The 18,840-nt window shown below is 53.4% G+C and carries 14 protein-coding genes and 1 tRNA gene; 7 read left to right on the forward strand and 8 right to left on the reverse strand.

The window, feature by feature from the left end; translation table 11 throughout:
- Positions 1-12 precede the first annotated feature (12 nt).
- Positions 13-381, reverse strand: coding sequence for an MmcQ/YjbR family DNA-binding protein (locus HY962_00615; GenBank protein ID MBI5645405.1), 369 nt, complete (start codon positions 379-381; stop codon positions 13-15).
- A 116-nt stretch (positions 382-497) separates the two neighbouring features.
- Here HY962_00615 and HY962_00620 point away from each other — a divergent pair, with 116 nt between their 5' ends.
- Together HY962_00620 and HY962_00625 are read left to right on the forward strand one after the other, a co-directional pair.
- On the forward strand, positions 498-1,610 hold the full coding sequence (locus tag HY962_00620; GenBank protein MBI5645406.1) for a hypothetical protein: 1,113 nt from the start codon (positions 498-500) through the stop codon (positions 1,608-1,610).
- Positions 1,600-3,597 carry an AAA family ATPase gene (locus tag HY962_00625; protein MBI5645407.1) on the forward strand — a complete coding sequence of 666 codons (1,998 nt, stop codon included), beginning with the start codon at positions 1,600-1,602 and terminating at the stop codon, positions 3,595-3,597. Before HY962_00620 ends, HY962_00625 begins: the two co-directional genes overlap by 11 nt.
- A 94-nt stretch (positions 3,598-3,691) precedes the next feature.
- On the opposite strand, the gene HY962_00630 is transcribed toward HY962_00625, so the two are convergent.
- The 4 genes from HY962_00630 to HY962_00645 all read right to left on the reverse strand — a co-directional run bounded on the left by HY962_00630 (position 3,692) and on the right by HY962_00645 (position 10,368).
- Positions 3,692-5,236, reverse strand: a complete 1,545-nt coding sequence (locus tag HY962_00630; GenBank protein ID MBI5645408.1) for an OmpA family protein — start codon at positions 5,234-5,236, stop codon at positions 3,692-3,694.
- Between the two features lie 293 nt (positions 5,237-5,529).
- Positions 5,530-6,030, reverse strand: coding sequence for a redoxin domain-containing protein (locus HY962_00635; protein ID MBI5645409.1), 501 nt, complete (start codon positions 6,028-6,030; stop codon positions 5,530-5,532).
- 129 nt (positions 6,031-6,159) lie between these two features.
- Entirely contained in the window at positions 6,160-9,561 is a 3,402-nt protein-coding gene (locus HY962_00640) for a hypothetical protein (GenBank protein MBI5645410.1), read from the reverse strand.
- 33 nt (positions 9,562-9,594) lie between these two features.
- Positions 9,595-10,368 (reverse strand): DUF4159 domain-containing protein, encoded by a 774-nt coding sequence (locus HY962_00645; GenBank protein MBI5645411.1) that lies wholly within the window; start codon positions 10,366-10,368, stop codon positions 9,595-9,597.
- 209 nt (positions 10,369-10,577) lie between these two features.
- On the opposite strand from HY962_00645, the gene HY962_00650 reads away from it, so the two are divergent.
- The 4 genes from HY962_00650 (at position 10,578) to HY962_00665 (ending at position 13,706) form a co-directional block, all read left to right on the forward strand.
- Complete coding sequence (locus HY962_00650) at positions 10,578-10,991, forward strand: MerR family transcriptional regulator (protein MBI5645412.1); 414 nt, start codon at positions 10,578-10,580, stop codon at positions 10,989-10,991.
- A gap of 60 nt (positions 10,992-11,051) precedes the next feature.
- Positions 11,052-11,125, forward strand: a tRNA-Pro gene (locus HY962_00655).
- 102 nt (positions 11,126-11,227) lie between these two features.
- Positions 11,228-13,165 carry a S9 family peptidase gene (locus HY962_00660; protein ID MBI5645413.1) on the forward strand — a complete coding sequence of 646 codons (1,938 nt, stop codon included), beginning with the start codon at positions 11,228-11,230 and terminating at the stop codon, positions 13,163-13,165.
- 40 nt (positions 13,166-13,205) lie between these two features.
- Positions 13,206-13,706 (forward strand): hypothetical protein, encoded by a 501-nt coding sequence (locus HY962_00665; protein ID MBI5645414.1) that lies wholly within the window; start codon positions 13,206-13,208, stop codon positions 13,704-13,706.
- 143 nt (positions 13,707-13,849) lie between these two features.
- On the opposite strand, the gene HY962_00670 is transcribed toward HY962_00665, so the two are convergent.
- From HY962_00670 to HY962_00680, 3 genes are all read right to left on the reverse strand, one after another.
- Positions 13,850-15,838 carry a T9SS type A sorting domain-containing protein gene (locus tag HY962_00670; protein ID MBI5645415.1) on the reverse strand — a complete coding sequence of 663 codons (1,989 nt, stop codon included), beginning with the start codon at positions 15,836-15,838 and terminating at the stop codon, positions 13,850-13,852.
- Positions 15,839-16,165: 327 nt separating this feature from the next.
- The gene (locus tag HY962_00675; GenBank protein MBI5645416.1) at positions 16,166-17,254 is read right to left on the reverse strand and encodes a branched-chain amino acid aminotransferase; all 1,089 of its coding nucleotides are present in this window, start codon (positions 17,252-17,254) and stop codon (positions 16,166-16,168) included.
- Positions 17,255-17,480: 226 nt separating this feature from the next.
- A complete protein-coding gene (locus HY962_00680) occupies positions 17,481-17,891 on the reverse strand; it encodes an OsmC family protein (GenBank protein ID MBI5645417.1) in 411 nt (136 codons plus the stop codon).
- Positions 17,892-18,113: 222 nt separating this feature from the next.
- Between HY962_00680 and HY962_00685 the strand changes: the two genes are divergently transcribed.
- Positions 18,114-18,797 (forward strand): dienelactone hydrolase family protein, encoded by a 684-nt coding sequence (locus HY962_00685; protein ID MBI5645418.1) that lies wholly within the window; start codon positions 18,114-18,116, stop codon positions 18,795-18,797.
- Positions 18,798-18,840 lie beyond the last annotated feature (43 nt).

Genomic DNA, 18,840 nt, shown 5'->3' on the forward strand with positions numbered 1-18,840 from the left:
TCATTCGCGTCGTCATTTCTTACCCGCTGCCAGAGCAAGCTCCGCCTGAAGTTTCTTTGGCAGGCCTGAAACAACAAGCGCGTAAGAGTCATCGATCCATTCCCGAATCGTGCGATCGGTAATGGCTCCATCCAACGTCACCGTGTTCCAGTTTTTTTTGTTCATGTGATACCCGGGCTGTACTTCTTCATACTGTTCACGCAACTCTACCGCCCGCGCCGGATCACATTTGATGTTGATCGTCAATGGCACGTTTTCCAAGGCCGCAAGAAGGAACATTTTCCCCGCGACCTTGAATACGAGTGTGGTTTCGTCGAATGGAAATGTTTCCTCAACACCGGGTTTCGAGAGGCAATAATTTCTCACCGTGTCTATTCTCATGGGGGCTCCTGTCTTTCGCCTGGGATCCGCCGCTGCCCGCGGCTTGCATCCCGTGCAGGGTTTGGTATTTTTGCCCGAACAGCGACGCATACCACAGCCAGCCGGGAACCGTGACCATGGCAACCGCCAATAAAAACATGTCGGGATACTTGACGTTCTTCGCGATCGTTGCGATTGTATTCGGCGGCTTCCTGACTTTTCAGGCCTCCATCGCAGGCTTGCTCATCGAACGCTTCTTTACCGGGTATGAACTCTACGAGAGTGTCATGCCCGGAAAGTGGATTATCATGAACCGGCTCGTTATGGATGACGAAGGAATGCGCATCCGAATGAAACGCGAGGATGTTTTTACAAAGATCACTAGTGGCGAGTTCAACCCCAAGGACCAGGTGCTGAACGATCTCCAAGGACGCGCGGAACTGAAAGAAAAAGCGCGTGATGCGGGAGATACCCTGTATTTCATCGATCCACTTCTGGCCTTCTCGCCACTGTACATGTTTATTGCGCTTATTATGGCGTTCCTGATGACTCTGTACCTCCCTATGGCTGAATCGTTGAGTTTGATTCGACAGAGTCTCGAGCGCGTCTACGAACAGATGGAATTCTCCCTGAAAAAACAATGCGAATCTCACCAACTCGCCTTCGAGACGCTTCTCGGGATTGATTCACGCGCACGCATGGACATGATCCGCGAGTCGACATTGCCCGAAGTCACTGTCAAGGAAATGGATGATTTTGTGGAACTTCGTAATTGGCGAGAAGGCAGCAAGGGAAATCCGCTGGTTCCACTCAAGTTTTATTTCCGATACCATGTCACCGCCGTCTACGGAAACATGATCCAGGGTCTTGTGGCTGGTGGGGCCGCCATCCTGATATTCGTGATTGGTCTTCGTGGTCTGAAATTGATCCCACCCGAGGAACCTTCGCTGATCCTCATGGCTCTCTCGCTGGAATTCATCCTTCTTATCGTGCTCATGTTGACTTTTGCAGGATCCGCGCAGGAAGAACGGCTCGACAGGGTTGTGAAAGAGCTCGAAGCGGAACAGCGTGACGCAATCAAGCAGCAGACTGATGCACTTCAGAGAATTTTTGACAGCATGACTCACGAGGGATTGCGTCGGACTGATGGCATGTCTATGGCGGATTATGAGGAACGGAAAGTACTCGATGAAGTCCTGACCTTGCTCCGTAAACATGCCAAACCGGAGAAGGGGACCAATGGAGGCTGAATCGATTTCCGTCGCCAGGCCCAGCATTGGCGTCCGGCTCGATGAGGTGGTTCAACGGAGCAACCAGCGCTCGGCACAGCTTGTCTGGCTCTTCGGAGATACAGGCCAAGGCAAAACCCACTTTATACGCGAGTACATCGAAACTCGCAGAGCTGAGGCCTCCGTCGCGTACGCGCGTTGTGCTGCGCCGGTCGGTAATCAGTCGTCGTCGATGCTCAGCCCGCACCAGGCGCTAAAGGATGTCATCGAGGATCTTCTCCGGGGGCAAGACAACGCTCAACGCCACGTCAATCTGATTAAAAACGTGTCATTGACGATTCTTGCCTGCATCCCGTTCGTGGGGGATGTCGCATACGGCATAAAGGAAATCCGGCGTGATCTGAGCGAATACAAACGCGGCGAGCGGAGCGTCGAATTGGAAAAATTTGTCGAGGAATACTTCTCGACACTCGCACGTCTTTCGAACGACTCGCCCGTGATCGTGGTTATCGATGACATTCAATGGGCCGACACTCAGACGGTCCAAGCTCTCGAGCATTTCTTTTCGCACAACGACTGGGCTACATCACGTGTCAGTATCATTCTCGCGGGGAGGCAAAGTGAGATCCATGCTTCACCGGAATTATCGGCATTTTATACCCGCTGTGCGCAGTCTCCTCGGTCGACCGAAATTCTCCTGCCTCCATTCGACAGCAATCAGATTCGGCAGTTTTTCACGGCGCGATTTCCTGCCGCACCTCTGAATCCCGATGTACTTCAGTGGCTCGAGCACAAAACGGGTGGAAACCCGTTTTTCCTACAGTCGTACATTCAGCATCTCCTGGTCGAGAATCTTCTCTCTGAGGATGGGTCTCTACTTGGCGATTTGGCCTCATACCGAGGGCTTCCGGCAGAAATCAAGGTCGTTACAGCATGGCTGATGAAAGTACTGAGCGAGGATGATCTGAATATCCTGCTTGCCGCTTCAGTTCTCGGGTACGAATTCTCTCTTCATGAACTGGCGCACCTCACGCAGCGTCCGCCACTGGAGTTGATACGGCGTCTCCGGAAAATCCGCACCCTTTTCGGCGTTTGTGAACTTGTTGGGTACAAGCTCGCCAACGGCCGTGAGTCGACGGTATACCGCTTCTCCCAACATGCGATTCACACGGCTCTGTACAACGAGTTGACTGCGGAGGAGCGGGAAGAACTGCATCGAAGCACGGCGCAATATCTGAATCAGCTTCGTTTGGCGAGTGGGAACGACAATGAGCAACTCGGGTCACTGGCCTCGGCTCTCATGCTTCATGCACGGCTTGGCAAACAGCCCGACATCGAATACGAATCAATCCTGTTAAAGGCGCGCACAACATCCGATGTCTTGGACGAAGACGCCGTCCTCGAGCAGTTAAAATCACTGTCGCCGATGCTCGGAAGACCGGTCGAGGAGCTGCAGACGCTGTTCGAACGTGCACTCGCCCTTGCGCCGCTCCATTCCGGCAGGCAGGCAACCAAAGCCCAAGAGGAACGCGACGCTGTTGAAACGCCCTCGAATCTTCCAGCCCCGGTTCAGGACACTGTTTCACGCGTGGTTGTAAAACTATCACTCGGCCGGGTCCACGAGGCGCTCGACATGCTCGACGAGTACACCTCTCGTGTCAAAGGAATTGGTGGGAGAATCCATCCTGTATTGCTTATTCTCCGTGCCATAGCACTCAATCAACGTGGCGCACATCCTGCGGAGATATCAACCGTTCTGGCCATCGCGATTGAAGACGCGTCTCAACCTGCGTATCAGGTGCTTGCGAGGCTCGCACAGGTTGCACTTGTTGAGGAGAAAGACAATACTCGCCTCCTCCAGCAACTTACCTCAGCGGCTAATTACGATGGGAAGTTCCGTACTGCATTCACCCCCATGATCGTGGAGTTGGTGCGCAAACGCCTCGGTGGAAAGCAGGAGTTCGCGCATATACTTCGCCGACTCGAGGAACCATACGCGCGAGGATAACGACACGCTGAAGCGGGTTTCGTTCGCTACGAATAAAATGAACAGGGCGCCCCGCTATGTGCGGGGCGCCCTGCGTTTTCAGCCGCTGTGGTTATTACCGCTTCACAATGCGGAATTCGATACGGCGGTTCTTTGCGCGGTTTTCGGGACCATCGTTCGGCGCGATATGCTGCGTCTCGCCAAGTCCCTTTGTTGTGATGCGGTTTGTGGCGATGCCCTTGTTCACGAGCCAGTCGCGTACAGAGTTCGCACGACGATCACTCAACTTCATGTTCGCGGCATCCTTGCCGACATCGTCGGTGTGGCCTGTGATCATGACTTCAAGCGTCGGATTGGTACGCATCGTGTTGTAGGCCTTCATCAGAATTTCTTCTGATTCGGGAAGGATAACCGCCTTGTTGGTTTCGAAGTTGATTCCTTCGAGTACGATGTTCTTGCCTTCCTCGAGATTGAGAACGTCGGCCTTGAGAGGATCGGTACCGTCCTTGATTTCCTTGCCGTCGTTTGCTCCATCACCGTCGGTGTCCTTCACGAGAGGATTCGTGCGATAGATGTTGCGCTCGTCGCAATCGGTCAATTCGTCGCCGTCCGTATCCGGCTTCAATGGATCGGTGCGCATGTCAAGGACTTCATCTCCGTCGATACATCCGTCGCCGTCGGTATCTTTCTTGAGAGGATCGGTTTTGTGGCGCAGCACTTCATCACCATCGATGAGGCGGTCACCATCTGTATCCTTGTTGGTCGGATCGGTGCGGTACTGCTTCACTTCATCACCGTCCATAAGGCCGTCACCATCCGTGTCCTTATTGGTCGGATCCGTGTTGTAGATCGTCCGCTCGTCGGTGTCAAGCAGTCCGTCGCCATCCGTGTCGGTGACAACGGGAGGAGGAGGTGGCGCGATGACCTGCACTTCGTCTTCTTTCTGACCGCCGAAATAAAACATGATGCCGGCATGGACAAACGGGAAATTGTCGTTGATGTTATCGGTCCAGCCGTCGAGGTTGTCGGTAAAGGTGTAGGTCTTCGAGACCGCGAGCGAAATATCAATGACCCTGGTAGCACTATACGTGATTCCAACACCAGTGGGGATGGTCAGAGAAGACTTGTCGGTGTCCAGAAAGTACTTTGCGTACTGCACCTTATTGCGGTCAGACGTTGTAATATCCGGTTCGAAGCTTGCGATTCCGATTCCCGCAAAGAAGTACGGACGCAGCCGCGACTTCGGGAAAAACTGCGCCTCGAGCCCGACATTGAAATTGAGAAGATTCGTCTTGACTTCATAAGAGTCCCAATTCGGGCTGGCAATCCTGTCTGCTTTGGCCCCGAGCATGTGCAATCCCACGGAACCGGAAACCCCGACTGTTGCGGCACGTCCGAGGCGCAGGAAGTGATACACGGCTTTGACATCGAAACCGAGGTTAAGTGGTGTTTTAGCGCCCACGAAATATGTGCCATTATCTTGAACATCGCAGTTAAGCCAGTTGAGTCCCAACTCGACTCCGATCCCAAAATTCTGTGGACGTGCATCGTCCCTGCCTTTCGAATTTTGCTCGATCTCGATGCGGTCTTCCTGCTGAGAACGCGCGATTCCTGAAGCGAGCAGGAGTAAGGCGCACACAACAGTCATGATGCGTTTCATCGGATAATCTCCTCGACTGTGACGATGAATAGAACTTTTATCTTCTTTGGTCATTTTTTCAAACATGTCCCAATATAGGCAGACAGCGGATCCCCTCTTCACCAGTTCGCCAGTTCGCCGTGATCGACCTAGTCCTGTCAGAATGGTATCTAAGGATGCGGTGCTGTTGTTTGTCCATGTGTGGTATAGGCCTTAAGATACCACCAAAAGCAATACCCTCAAAGCAAGAAAGGAGGAAAATACCTTTTTGTCAACCCGACTGATCATCCACGGAGGACGGGAGGCATAAAGGACTACTTGGCCAACAGGCGCAACGCCGGAATAATCTCTCTGATATGCTCACGATCCCAGCCTGAAAACGTGTAACGGACCCTCCAGTCTGCATCTACGAGGAAAATCGCCGGAAAATTCGACAATCGGAACTGGGTGCTGAGTTCCTTGTCGGAATCCATCAATACATCGCCAGGGAATCGGTACTGTGAGAGAAAGAGCTTGACGCGGTCTCCATTCCCATCTACCGCAATGGCGATGTATTTGATTTGAGCGTTGCCGCGAAATTGTTCGGTGATGTAATGAAATTCCGAGAACATTGTACGTGAGGCGTCGTCATCGGGAGAGAAAAAGATAAGGCACAGCGTCTTGCCGTCGTATTTCTCAATGTCAAACCATGCCCCTGTCGCGGTCTCAAGTTCGATATAGGGAATCTCCTCGCCCACGCGTAACGAAGCGGGCTTCATAAACAAATACACCGCAACCCCGAGACCGAGGAGAACGACGACAATCAGATACCGCATGAGCTGACACCTGGCAATGTGATATTCGCGGCGATCTCGCCGCGTGGAACAAAACTAGACCATTAGGTCCACATATCGCAATAGTCGCCTGGCGATGGCTTCGACATTTTGCACATCGGGCACAAAGAATCAATTCTGACCGATCACTTTTTCAAGCGCGTCAAAATAGTGTCGAATAAGTGCTTCATAATCGCGGTTGTAACCTTCGTTTAATGCCTTCTGCATGTCGTATTTGATCCCGGAGTCGGACTCGAGTTTTGTCGGATCGAGCTGCGCGGGACTGCGACGGGCCAGATCCCGACCAGTCTCAGACTTCCGTTGTTTCTCCCAATCCCGCTCGCGCATGGAACGGGACGCGTCGAGCATGCGTGAGAGAATACGCTCCTGTTTCTGCATAGTGTTTGGATTGACCTCACCCTGTTGCATGTCGCGCACTACTTCCTGCATCTCCTCGGCAATGCGCGCCATGTCTCCCATCAATCGTTTGCCTTCAGCGCTGCGCTTTGCCTCTTCGTTCAACTGTTGCAAAGATTTCTGAAGGGCCATCTGTTGCTGGGCGAGTCTCTGCATCGAAGCTGCCTGCTGTGGCGTCATGCGCCCCCCCTGCATCATCTGTTGAGTGCCTTGATTTATCCCCATCTGCTGCTGAGCCATCCGCTGCAGTTGCGACATCATCGAGCCTCCCGAACTGCCACCAGACTTACTCGACTGCATACCCTTTGCGATCTGTTTGGCCGCTTCATTCAATTCGGTCATTGCACCGCCCATTTGGTCACCGGAAGAGCCCTTGTTGCGGTTCTGCATGCTCTGCATCGATTCGCGCATCTTGCGCATCGCTTGACCAAGATGCTGCCCCATCTCGGGAGTCACCGAAAATGATTTTTTCGACAGCTCCATCAGATCGTTCGCTGCGTTGTTTAGTTGATCCATCAACTCAGACTGCTGTTGCATCATCTCACGGAACATCTGTGAATTCTGAGGCAGCGAGGCCGTTGTATTCCGAAGACTCTCCTGCTTGCGCGAGAGATCGAGGACGTTGTCAAGTGCCCGTTTAAATGCCTGCTGCACCATTCGTTCCTGATTCTCGGAGAGTTTCTTCCGGACCTTCTCCATCTTCTTTTGCACCTTCCGCATCTGCTCCGCGAGTTTTTTCTGTCCCTTCGATGCGGAGGAACAGTTTCCTCCTTCGCACTGGCTGGATGCCTCGCTCATCTGTTGCTGCATCTCGGACAAGTTCATCTCCGACTGCGCTTCCTGCATCTCGGAGAGGGGCATATCCTGCGGAAACTCCTCCATTTTCTTTTGCAATTCATCCATCTCCCGCTGCATCGCAGCGGCCTGCTCGCGTAGTTCTTTCTGTTCCTTGGCCAGTCGCTCCAGTTCTTCCTTGTTGGTAGGATCTGCCTTTCCCGTGCGCTCCGCGAGATCCTCCTGTTTGGAGGCGAGATCTTCGGATCGTTTTGCCAATTCCTCGGCCTTCTGCTCAATCTGCAGCCGCTTGAGCAAATCGATTGTCCGCTCGATGCTTCGCCTGAACGAGTCCTCGTTGAATTTGAAATTCTCGAGAGCCTGCTTCATCTGCTCGGGCGACATCATTTTCATCGCCTCGTTCATTCGTTTCATCGCTTCGCGGAGTTCGGGTGCATCCACCTGCTTCATCAGATCTTGCAGCTCCTGGTATTTTTTCATCGTCTCATCAGACACGAGATTTTGCTTCTGCATGTCCTCGTTCAGTCGAGCCAACTGATCCTTCACCTTGGTGATGTCATCAAGTATCTTTTCCTGACGCTTCAATGCTTCTTCCATGGCACGCTTCTGCTGCCAGTCCATCTTTTCAGCATTCTGCTGCTTCAGTTCCCTCTGGAGGTTCTCGATCTGCTTCTGTACATCCTCGGCGCCGCTCAACGCCTTCGTCAAATCCTCCGCTGCTTTGTCCTGTGTCTTATCGGCGCGCGCAAACACTTCCTCCATCGACGGTAGCCGAAGTGTCTGCATCCTGCTCCGCGCAGATTTAGGCCCGCCGATATTGTCGTTATCGAATACCTCCACGAAGTACTCTACAACATCTTCAGGCACCAGGCTGAGTGAGGAAAGATTCCAGATGTATGCCACCTCCGCCTCCTTTCCCGATCCGGCGGGAAGAGGAATGCTCACCGTGGTGTACGTGTCAGCGGCCTGTTCGTACTTTGATGCGGAAAGCCGATAGTGCAATAAAAGATGTGTGAATCCGAAATCGTCCCCGATGCGTGCAAGCATTGGCAGCCGCAGGGCTTCATCAAGATCCGTCTGCGCATCCGGCTCGACAATTTCAATGGTGGGATGGAGATCCGGGACAACCCGTATGCTGTATGTTACAGGATCGACATTTCTAATGCCTGCCGCGTCTTTTAGATCAACATGGTACGTGCCGTCCCGGAGGATGCGGAATGAGCCGTTGGCCGTGAGACCCTCGTGAGTCAATGCCACGCGGTGACTGTCGCTGATTACAACTGCGGCTTCAGCTACATCCTTGTTCAGGACACATTCGAACGATGCAATAGTCCCGGCCAATGCGGTGATATCACCGCTGTTGTCATCGAGAGCACGGGAAGGCAGACGCGTGTACGAAGGGAAGGTCAGCAACACTCTCATTCTGCGCACAAGAGGACGGTCGACGACTCTCACTGTAAACTCACGACTGCGGAAGCCATCAGCTTCGGCATAGTACACAAGCGTCGAGCGTAGTGCCGTGACACTGTGCACCGCAGCCCCACTGCTGTCTAGCCGTGCCGGGGCGGTGTCGAACTCCGACTGGGTCGACTCGCGGACATGGATGCGTATGTCGGGCTGAGTCCGTAGTGAGGTTGTTACGCGTATGACCACCGGTTCACCTTTTACGGCCTCGAGATCACCGGGGGTGACAATAAAATCAAACGGCGCAGGAGGAGCATAGTCCGTGCGAAAATGAACAAGTCGGTCTGCAGCTTCCGACATCCGGCTTGGGAAAGCGGCAAATGCAAGAAGAAAAACCGCGGCGTGTATGGCACAGATACGCAGAGCGCGAGAGGTTGGTCTGCGGTCGACAATGGGATCAATATCGAGGATTTCGAATTTACCCGCGGCGTCTTCAAATCCGGCATCTATGAGTGCGAGCGAGTATGGCGGAGCATCGTTTGAACGAGATTCCCTCCAAATCTGCAGGGCGTTGAGTAAGCGATCCCGCAATTGCGGATGTGCTTCTCCGATCTCACGTGCGATGGAATCTTCAGTCTGCCTGGGACGCATGCCCACACGACGAAGAATTGAAGCACCTCCAAAATACGCCGTGCCGGCGGCGACCGCGAGAGCTGCCGAGATTACGAGAATGGTTCGAGCGACAACTCCTGCGTACAGCACTGCTTCCGCTGTGATGGCGAGAAACAGCACCCCGATCACTATCGCCGTTATGAGCGCGACAGCGCGCGTATCTGCGGTTCGTTCGCGAAGGTCGCGCACGTGACGCAGCCTGGAAATGATGCGACCATAGTTGTTCTGAAGCTCATCGCGATGCATGGAATCCGCCTTTCACTCGATCTCGTATCACCTTCAATTCGTCAACGCCCATACGACAATATTGGTGCCCATTTCCAGTGCCTTTCGACGCACGGATTCGGGATCCTTATGCACCTCCGAATCTGCCCAGCCGTCTCCAAGATTGCTTTCATACGAATAGAATAAAACGAGACGGCCTTCATGGAATAGCCCGAAACCCTGCGGTGCCTTGCCATCATGCTCATGAATCTTCGGCAATCCTGATGAAAACTGGAAATGTGCCCGATAAATCCCGTGTGAGAACGGTAGTTCCACAAGTTGCTTCTCCGGGAACACTTTTTGGATCTCCCGCCTGAATGCAGCATCGAGGCCGTAATCGTCATCAACATATAAAAACCCGCCGTTCTCGAGATACCGTCGCAAATTTCTTGCTTCGACATCATTGAAGGACACGTTTCCATGCCCGGTCATGTACACGAATGGATAGGAGAACAGTTTGTCACTACCGACCTCCACGAAAAGTTCCGTGCGGACGTCGACTGCAATATTTGTGTGGGCTTTGATGAAGGCGAGAAGATTCAGTTCAGAGGACGGATCATTGTACCAGTCACCACCGCCACCATATTTTAGACGAGAAATCACAAAGGCGCTGTTCTGTCGCGAGGGCTGTGCGAACGCTGTGTCTGGCTGCAACAGGAATACCGAAGCAAGAAGTACCACGGCCTGCCATCCACATATTCCCCCGGAAAGTCGCCCACAGACGGCTGCAACGCGGCGCAATATTTTCGCGCTTCTGCGCGGCTGTATTCGGTGTACTGTCCCGTTCATACAAAAAAAGTACGACTGGAGCCGCTATCGAGCAAGGCGATTCGTTGGTGTCTCCTCTCTTCGAGCAGACTATCAGCATCTGGTGCTCATCCGTAGCACGAGGCGAAAATTACACCGGCCTCTTCAATCCATGCTCGATATCGATTCGTGTTGCAACTTCTCCTATCGTTGGTTACTTTCGAACAAACTCGACTTCCGCAGGCGCGGCCATGAAAGATTTTTCCATAAAAAAGCTCTATTACTCGATCAGTGAGGTGAGTAAGATCACCAACCTGGAACAGTACGTCCTGCGGTACTGGGAATCGGAGTTCGATGAATTGAAACCGGCAAAGAATCGAGCCGGTAACCGGATCTATACGAATAAAGACATTCAACTCATCCTTTTCATTAAGAAACTGCTTCGGGAAGAACGCTACACAATCGAGGGCGCAAAACAGGTCATCAAGACTTACCACCCTGAAAGCGACGTTGTTGATGCCGCCACGGCTTCTGCATCAAGCCAAACAGCACAGCCAGATCCCTCGCAAACAGCCCTGGTATTCGAGCCAGAGGGGCGTCTTCGGGAAGACCTTGAACGGATACAGGATTTTTTACAGGACCTGCGAGAACGCATTCGCGCATAAAGTTCGCATCTTCCGCCTGATTGTCGTATATTTCGTATCCCGCTGTAAAGCACGGGGATTCGGAGCGTAGCGCAGCCCGGTAGCGCACTACCTTGGGGTGGTAGGGGTCGCGGGTTCAAATCCCGCCGCTCCGACAGAAAAGAAAAGGCACTTCGAGTGCCTTTTCTTATTTTTCGTCCTGCAACATATTGCGCCGATCGCGACTTTTTCTTGCTCGTTAACGAACTGGAGCATTCATGAAACGTTCTTTTGCCCTTCTTCTCCTGCTCTTCGGACCATTCCTGCAAGCCCAACTGCTTCCGGGAGATAATCTTGTGGTGCAAGGCATTCCACCGATCCCCGTGCAGTTGGCCGAACGTACAAATCAATACCTGAACGTGCGGGCAGCATCGTTTCGCGATTGGGATCGGGCAGGCAAGGGACTGTACATCACGACACGTTTCGGCAACACCGCGCAGGTGCACGTCGTCGACAGCCCGGGCGCAGCCCGCAGACAGCTCACTTTCTTCGATGAGCCAATTGGAAGCGCCTTATCGGACCCCCGCCCCGGCCGCGATGGTTTTCTCTTCTCAAAGGACATCGGTGGGAACGAGTTTTTCCAGCTCTATATGTTCAACCGATCGAAGGGAACCTGGCGACTTCTCACCGACGGTGTCAGCCGAAATGAGTCTCCTGCCTGGTCTCGTGGCGGGAGATTCATTTCCTACGCGTCGAACAAACGAAATAAAAAGGATACCGACGTCTGGATTATGGACCCTGACGCTCCGGAGAACGCATGGGCCGTCACAGAAAGAGAGGGAGCCTGGTATCCTGGAGCTTGGTCCTTTGATGACCGCTATCTGATTGTAGCACAGTACGTGTCTGCAAACGAAACCCGCCCGCATGTGGTGGACCTTACAGAGAAATCCATCTCACCCCTGTTCCCGGCCAATAAACCGCGGGCCGCTTTCTCCAGTTTTGAATGGAGTAAGGACGGGAAGACCATCTTCTATGTGTCAGACGAAGGTGGGGACTACAAACATGTGTACTTTCTCGATCGCGCGAGCGGCACTTCCAAGGACCTGACACCGGATCTGCAATCTGATATTGAGGGACTGGCCATTTCACGGAATGGCTCATGGCTCGCATATATTACAAACGAAGACGGCCGATCCGCGTTGCACCTACACACCTTCCCGGCAATGAAAGAGGTCCGGATAATAGGCCTCCCGGTCGGGATTATCAGCGGTCTCGAGTTCGACGACAGAAGTGAACGCCTTGCTATGACGGTGAACGCGGCCACAAGTCCCGGCGATGTCTACTCGGTCGATCTCGCTTCGAACAGGATTGACAGATGGACCAATAGTGAAGTCGGCGGCTTGGATACACGCTCCTTCATTGCTCCGGAGCTAGTCCGCTATCCGACATTCGATTCGCTGCAGGGTAAACCGCGACGTATCCCCGCGTTCGTGTACCGTCCGAAGGGGAGAGCAGGAAAAGCCCCCGTGGTAATTAATATTCATGGAGGCCCCGAGGGACAGTCGCGCCCGGGATTTAATCCTGCCTTTCAGTTCTGGTTGAATGAACTCAATTGCGTCGTTATCGATCCGAACGTACGCGGATCATCAGGTTACGGAAAAACATATCTGGAATCTGATAATTTCAAGAACCGCGAGCTCTCTGTGCGCGACATCGGCGCATTGCTCGATTGGATCGCGACACAGCCCGACATGGATCCTGCCCGTGTCGCCGTGATCGGAGGTTCGTACGGCGGATATATGGTGCTTGCATCCCTTGTGCATTTCGGTGATCGCATCCGATGCGGCGTCGACAACGTGGGTATTTCAAACTTTGTGACCTTCCTCGAAAACACGGAAAGTTACAGACGTGATTTACGCAGGGTGGAATACGGGGACGAACGCGATCCTGACATGCGGGCCTTTCTGCAGAGCATCTCTCCGCTCAATAACGCAGGGAAGATTCGGAGTCCGCTCTTTGTCGTTCAAGGCGAGAACGACCCCCGCGTCCCTGCGAGTGAGGCACGTCAGATTGTGACCGCTGTGGAAAAAAACGGGGTGGATGTTTGGTCGCTATTCGCAAAAGACGAGGGACACGGCTTCGCAAAAAAGCATAATCGCGACTACTACTCACGTGCGGTGATACTCTTTTTTGAGAAGTTCTTGCTGCAGAAATAACCCGGAACCAGGCAGTGCATTTTAGTACAGGAGAACAGTGATGTACCACTCCATCGAAGAATTCCTTGAAGACTGGCGGAATGAAAGCGGAGCTACCAAGAAGTTGTTTTCGGTGCTCACGGATGCGTCTTTAAAGAGGCAGGTCAATGATTCTGGCCGCTCGCTCGGGCGACTCGCATGGCACATTACGACCTCGATACCGGAAATGGGGGGTAAAACTGGACTGTCCGTGCAAGGGCCGGGAGAGGATTCTGACGTCCCTGACACAGCAATCGAAATCAATACTGCCTACGCGCAAGCTGCAGACTCCTTGGCCGAGGCGGTCGGCAATACGTGGAACGATAACACTCTCCTCGAGGAACGGAACATGTACGGAGAAACGTGGTCCAACAAAACCACGCTGGCGGTATTAGTTCGACATCAGATTCATCATCGTGCTCAGATGACGATCCTGATGAGGCAGGCAGGGTTGATTATCCCCGGCCTGTATGGGCCTTCGAAAGAGGAGTGGGTGCAGTTCGGAATGCCGCCACAGGAATGAAGCGGGAGAACATCCTTCGCGAAAGCACTGCGTATGGACCTTGGAATTGCCCTCATACGCGTTAGATGCACCTGTATTGCTCGTACAACAGAAAAAGGGCGGATCGTATGATCCGCCCTTTTTCGTGTCGAACCGGAGTGTGTTTATTTCACGAGCATCATCTTGCGCGTTGCGTTGAAGCTGCCTGCGCTCAAGCGATAGTAATAGACACCCGATGGGATTGTGCCGGCGTTCCAGGTTACACGGTAATTGCCCGCCGTATAAGTACTGTTCGCCAGGAGTGCGATCTCTTTTCCGCTCGCATCATACACAGCAAGACGCACGGTGCCGCTCTGCGGTACGCTGAACGTGATCGTGGTTGCTGGATTAAACGGATTCGGGTAATTCTGACCAAGTGCGTACGAAGAGGGCACGCCACCGACTTCTTCCACATCGAGCTTCTTCAGCTCTGCAATGGAGGATGTGAGCAGTTCCTTTGCGTACTTGAAGTTGTGCACGCCGAAGCTGCCGTCGTTGTTCACGAAGCCCCAATTGTAGGAGCAATCCTTCTGGAGCGGTGTGAGCGTTGTGTCAAGCGGACCCTTGGGATTGCCGTTCGCCTGCAGGGGCAGAAGGGCCTTCAACTCGTTAAGAAGCGTCTTGATCTCTTCCTGCTTCTCTTCGATTTCGCTCATCGTCACGCCGGATGTATGGCAGCTGACGCAACCCGTATTGTTTACGACATCGTCAGCCACATCGGGAGTGCCATTGTCGTAGACAACGCGGAAAGTGTGTCCACCGAGCTTGTTCTGGAGATCCTGGCTCGGCGGCGCAGCCATGTGGCACTGGGCGCACTTGTCTGCAATGTTCGTGTGTGCTGAGTTCGTGTACGTATAACCGGGGAACTCGCGGCCGTCCTGGCCATTCAGCATCGGACCCTGATGCGAACCATGCAGACCGCGGCTACTGACGCGCACGGAGTGGCAATCGGCACAGATTACGTCGATGGGTTTGCGAAGTTGATGCGCGTTGGTTGCATCATGCGGATCGTGGCATGTAACGCAGCCGACTGCGGCGGCATTCGAGTACGGAGCGTTCGTGAACGCCTTTGTGGGATCGGGACCGCCCTTGATGAACACGTCGATATAGCCATTGCTTGTATGGCAGCGGGCGCAGTCACTAGTCCACACCGTTTTGCTGCCACGGTTGATGTACTCGGGAGCGCCGGGCTCGTTCATCGAATTGCTGTGTGCAGAAGTACCATACTCTTCAACGGAGAGGTGATGCGGCGGTGCATCGTGGCACTGGTTACACTGCTGGCTTGCATAGTTGATCGCGATCTTGTTGTCGGTCTTTACACCGTTATGTGCACTGCCAGGTCCGTGACAGCTTTCACACTGCACGCCCGCACGCTTCGCAAGTTCGGGAGCGACCAGTTTGAGGGAATCCCAGTTACCCGCCTTCAGTGCGGTCGGGAATTTCCACGCCGATGTCTTCATCAGATGCACGAAGCCGTCGCCTTCCGCTGCGGGATCTGTAGCACCCGTTGTATGACAAGGGAGGCAGAAGGACTGGAAGTGACCGGCCGCGTCGTCGAGATTCGGCGCAAGGGCGTTCGCATGCGGAGTCGCCTTCCACGTCGTGGTGATCGCAGGGTGGCACACGCCGCATTCTGGCGGTACGGCTGACCCAATGATGCCGCCGACACCCACATACTTCGCCACGTTCACGACAAGTGTGTCGTCATCCGTACGATCCATGTTATCGGTGCCGATCATGCGGATGCGGTACGTTCCTTCGACGTCGGGCACAAACGATACGCGCAACGTATCGATGGTCGCGAATGCGGCGTTCGAACCACCCGGTTTTTCGAACAGCTCGAAAGTTGCCGATTTCCACCACTGGGCGGGAACGTCGGGCGATGTCGCTGTTGAGGGCTTGCCAACGCAAGCCAGATACACTTTTGAACCCTTGGCAACGTTGGGCAGTCCGTTGGACGGTTTGTCGATACCAGGGATCTTTTTAGCAACCATGTTTCCTGAAACGCCAAATGCGCGACACTTCGCGATCGGTGGCGTGACGGCCGCATTGGCTGCCAGCGTCAGGGCGGCAGCGCAAATCAGCGCCGCGACCGAAGCTTTGACAATGTGCATAAGAGAACCTCCGATGATGGGATATGGAGAGAGGTGCAGTGGATTCGGTGTCAACCGTTCACGGTTCCACAATTAGCGTACCACATCCTCGCGTGGCCACACCCCCAATATTCGGACATTTATATTCTGGTATATCTCTATAAAAAACAAAGGGGTATTCTTGGCGGCAGCAATGGGCGGTATGATCTGTTTCATTGATATTCCGATAATTGGGACGTATTATCTCCGTCATTTCCCAATCTCAATAATGCCCTGATGTCACGTATTATCGGCCTTCGTGGTAAAAAAAAGCCCCGCGGAGCGGGGCTGAGTTACTCAGATTTGCGGTCATGCCATGGCATGTTCGAGTTGCACGGTCACGTTCCATCCGAGTGCATCCTCTATTTCACCATACTGGATCCCTGTGATTGTATCATAGAAGTACTGAGCGATAGGCCCGATATTTCTTCCGTTTATCACCATTGAGGATCCGCGGTAAACGAGTTCGCCGACAGGAGAAATAACCGCGGCGGTTCCGGTGCCGAAGACTTCTTTCAGCCGGCCGTCTGCATGCGCGGACACAAGCTCCTCCACGGTGATGGGACGTTCAGTAACCCTCATGCCGCGCGCACGCGCGAGTGTCAGGACTGAATCGCGTGTGACACCCGCAAGAATGGATCCTTGTGAAAGCGCCGGTGTAATCAGTTCGTCGTCAACAACAAACATAATGTTCATCGCTCCCACCTCCTCAACGATTTCACGAGATACTCCATCGAGGAAGAGAACCTGAGCAAATCCCTTTTCCTTGGCGGTTTTCCCTGCATGGAGACTCGCCGCGTAATTCGCCGCTGTTTTTGCCGTGCCAAGTCCACCGCGCACTGCACGCACGTGTTCGTCGTCTACGAGAATGCGCACCGGATTAAGTCCCTCCGCGTAGTACGAAGCAACCGGTGAAGTCACGACTATGAGTCGGTACCCCTTCGACGCTTGCACTCCGAGGAAATTATCAGACCCGAATACGACGGGACGGATGTACAATGAATGCCCGCGTTTCTCGGGAATCCAGTCTTGATCCACGCGCACAAGTTCTTCAATCGCATGAACGAGGAAGTTCTCGTCAAACGCGGGGATGCAGACTTTTTCAGCGGAGTGATTCAATCGTGCGGCGTTTTTGTGTGGCCGGAAAATATTCGCCCCACCCTGCTTCGAACGGAACGCCTTCAAACCCTCGAAGATCGACTGTCCGTAGTGGAGAGTACACATTGTCGGTTCGATTTCCATCGGACCGTACGGCACAATGCGGAAATCTCCCCATTCGCCATCTTTATAGTCCGCCACAAACATGTGGTCGGAGAAATACACGCCGAATCCAAGATTGTTCCAATCCACCGCGTCTCTTCGGCTCGCAGTGCTTCTGGTGAGTTCAATATGATCCATCTCTTTTCCTGTGATGTTCGACGGATAGGTGCGGGGTGGATTCCTGTAGGAATGCTAATATACAGCGAGGAGAAATCAAAGGGGAACCCAGGGACTCGTTTGCGGAGAAGCATTATCCCCATTAGAAGATCGGCCACACGCACGCACCGAGGTGCCGCCGGCTTTATAAAAAAACCACGCGGCATATAGCCGCGTGGTAGTGAAAGGATCTTGCTGTCCGAAACAGCTAGGCGTGCGTCGGTGCAGCGACGACTGTGCTGATCTCGAATTCGGGCGGGTCCTGCATGTGCTTCTTTACGGCGCAAAGTGATGCGGCATTCACAAGAGCGTCGCGATATTTTTCCGGAAAGTCAGGGGGCACCGATATTTCGATGTCAATCCGTCCTATCATCCGCTTGAGCGGATCGAAGTGCATCCGTTGCGTGAGCTCAATGCCCTCGGTCGAAAGTCCGCGTTGCTGGCAGAAGCCGAGCACGTAGATTCCCGCACATGTTCCCAGGGAGGCGAGGAATGTATCAAATGGTGTCGGAGCCGATCCGTCCCCACCGCCGGCCATCGGCTGATCCGTTGAGATCTCAAAACCGTTATACAAAGCGTGAACCTTTTTGTTGCCTGGAAAAACGATTTTCATGTCCATGAGAAACTTCATCTTTGTGTGGATTGTGACTGAACTATCACTGTCATAACAATGTGATGATCGAATTGCGAATGCGGATTCACACACATCGGCCCGCTGATCATGAGGAGCGACGCTCTCATGTCGGCGCATCGTATATTGCATTTTTTTTAGCGGTATAGAACACTGCTATCCGTGACGGCGCCGCACGCATCACGACATTTACCTCTGACGGACGCGACAATGGAGCTGCTCGAATACACAGTTTTTCCCGAGATGGTGGATCGTATTGAATTTGCCATGATAGGCCTGCATGGACGAGATGCGGACAAACATGCCTTCTTCCCGTTTGTGCGCCAGATGGGATTTCTCCACACTCAGTGGACGCTACCCTCCGCACCCTTCTCGCACGAAAATGCTCCTGGAATCAGACGGTGGTTCGACAAGGAGACGGAGAACCTCGAGCAGATGGAATCCAGCCGTTCGCACATTTCGCAGATCATCGAATCCCGGCTCAAGGATGGAGTTGCGGCGGAGAATATTTTCCTCGTCGGGTTCTCCCAAGGTGCTGTAATGGCATTGCACACCGCGTTACGTTACCCTCAGCGCTTGGGAGGTGTCGTCGCACTTTCCGGGTATCTCGCCCTGCCTCTCAATCTTCAGAAGGAAGCCCACCCAGCCAACCGGCGGATTCCTGTATTCATCGCACACGGCACTCGCGATGAAACTCTTCCCGTTGAGCACAGCAGGATTGCGACCTCGGTGTTGCGCGAGATGGGTTACTCTGTCGACTTCTTTGAATCTGACACAGGACATCGAATCAGCAGTGAAACCGTGAAGAAGATTCGCGCATTTTTGCATCGCCATATGTACGGTGTTTCGATTGACGACCAAAGGGCAGCAGACGCCCACATCGCACCATTCTAGATCTTGTTGCAAAGTCCGAAAAATAGGATCACTGCTGACTCAA

The sequence above is a fragment of the Ignavibacteriota bacterium genome, from assembly GCA_016218045.1.
Lineage (GTDB): Bacteria > Bacteroidota > Ignavibacteria > SZUA-365 > SZUA-365 > JACRFB01.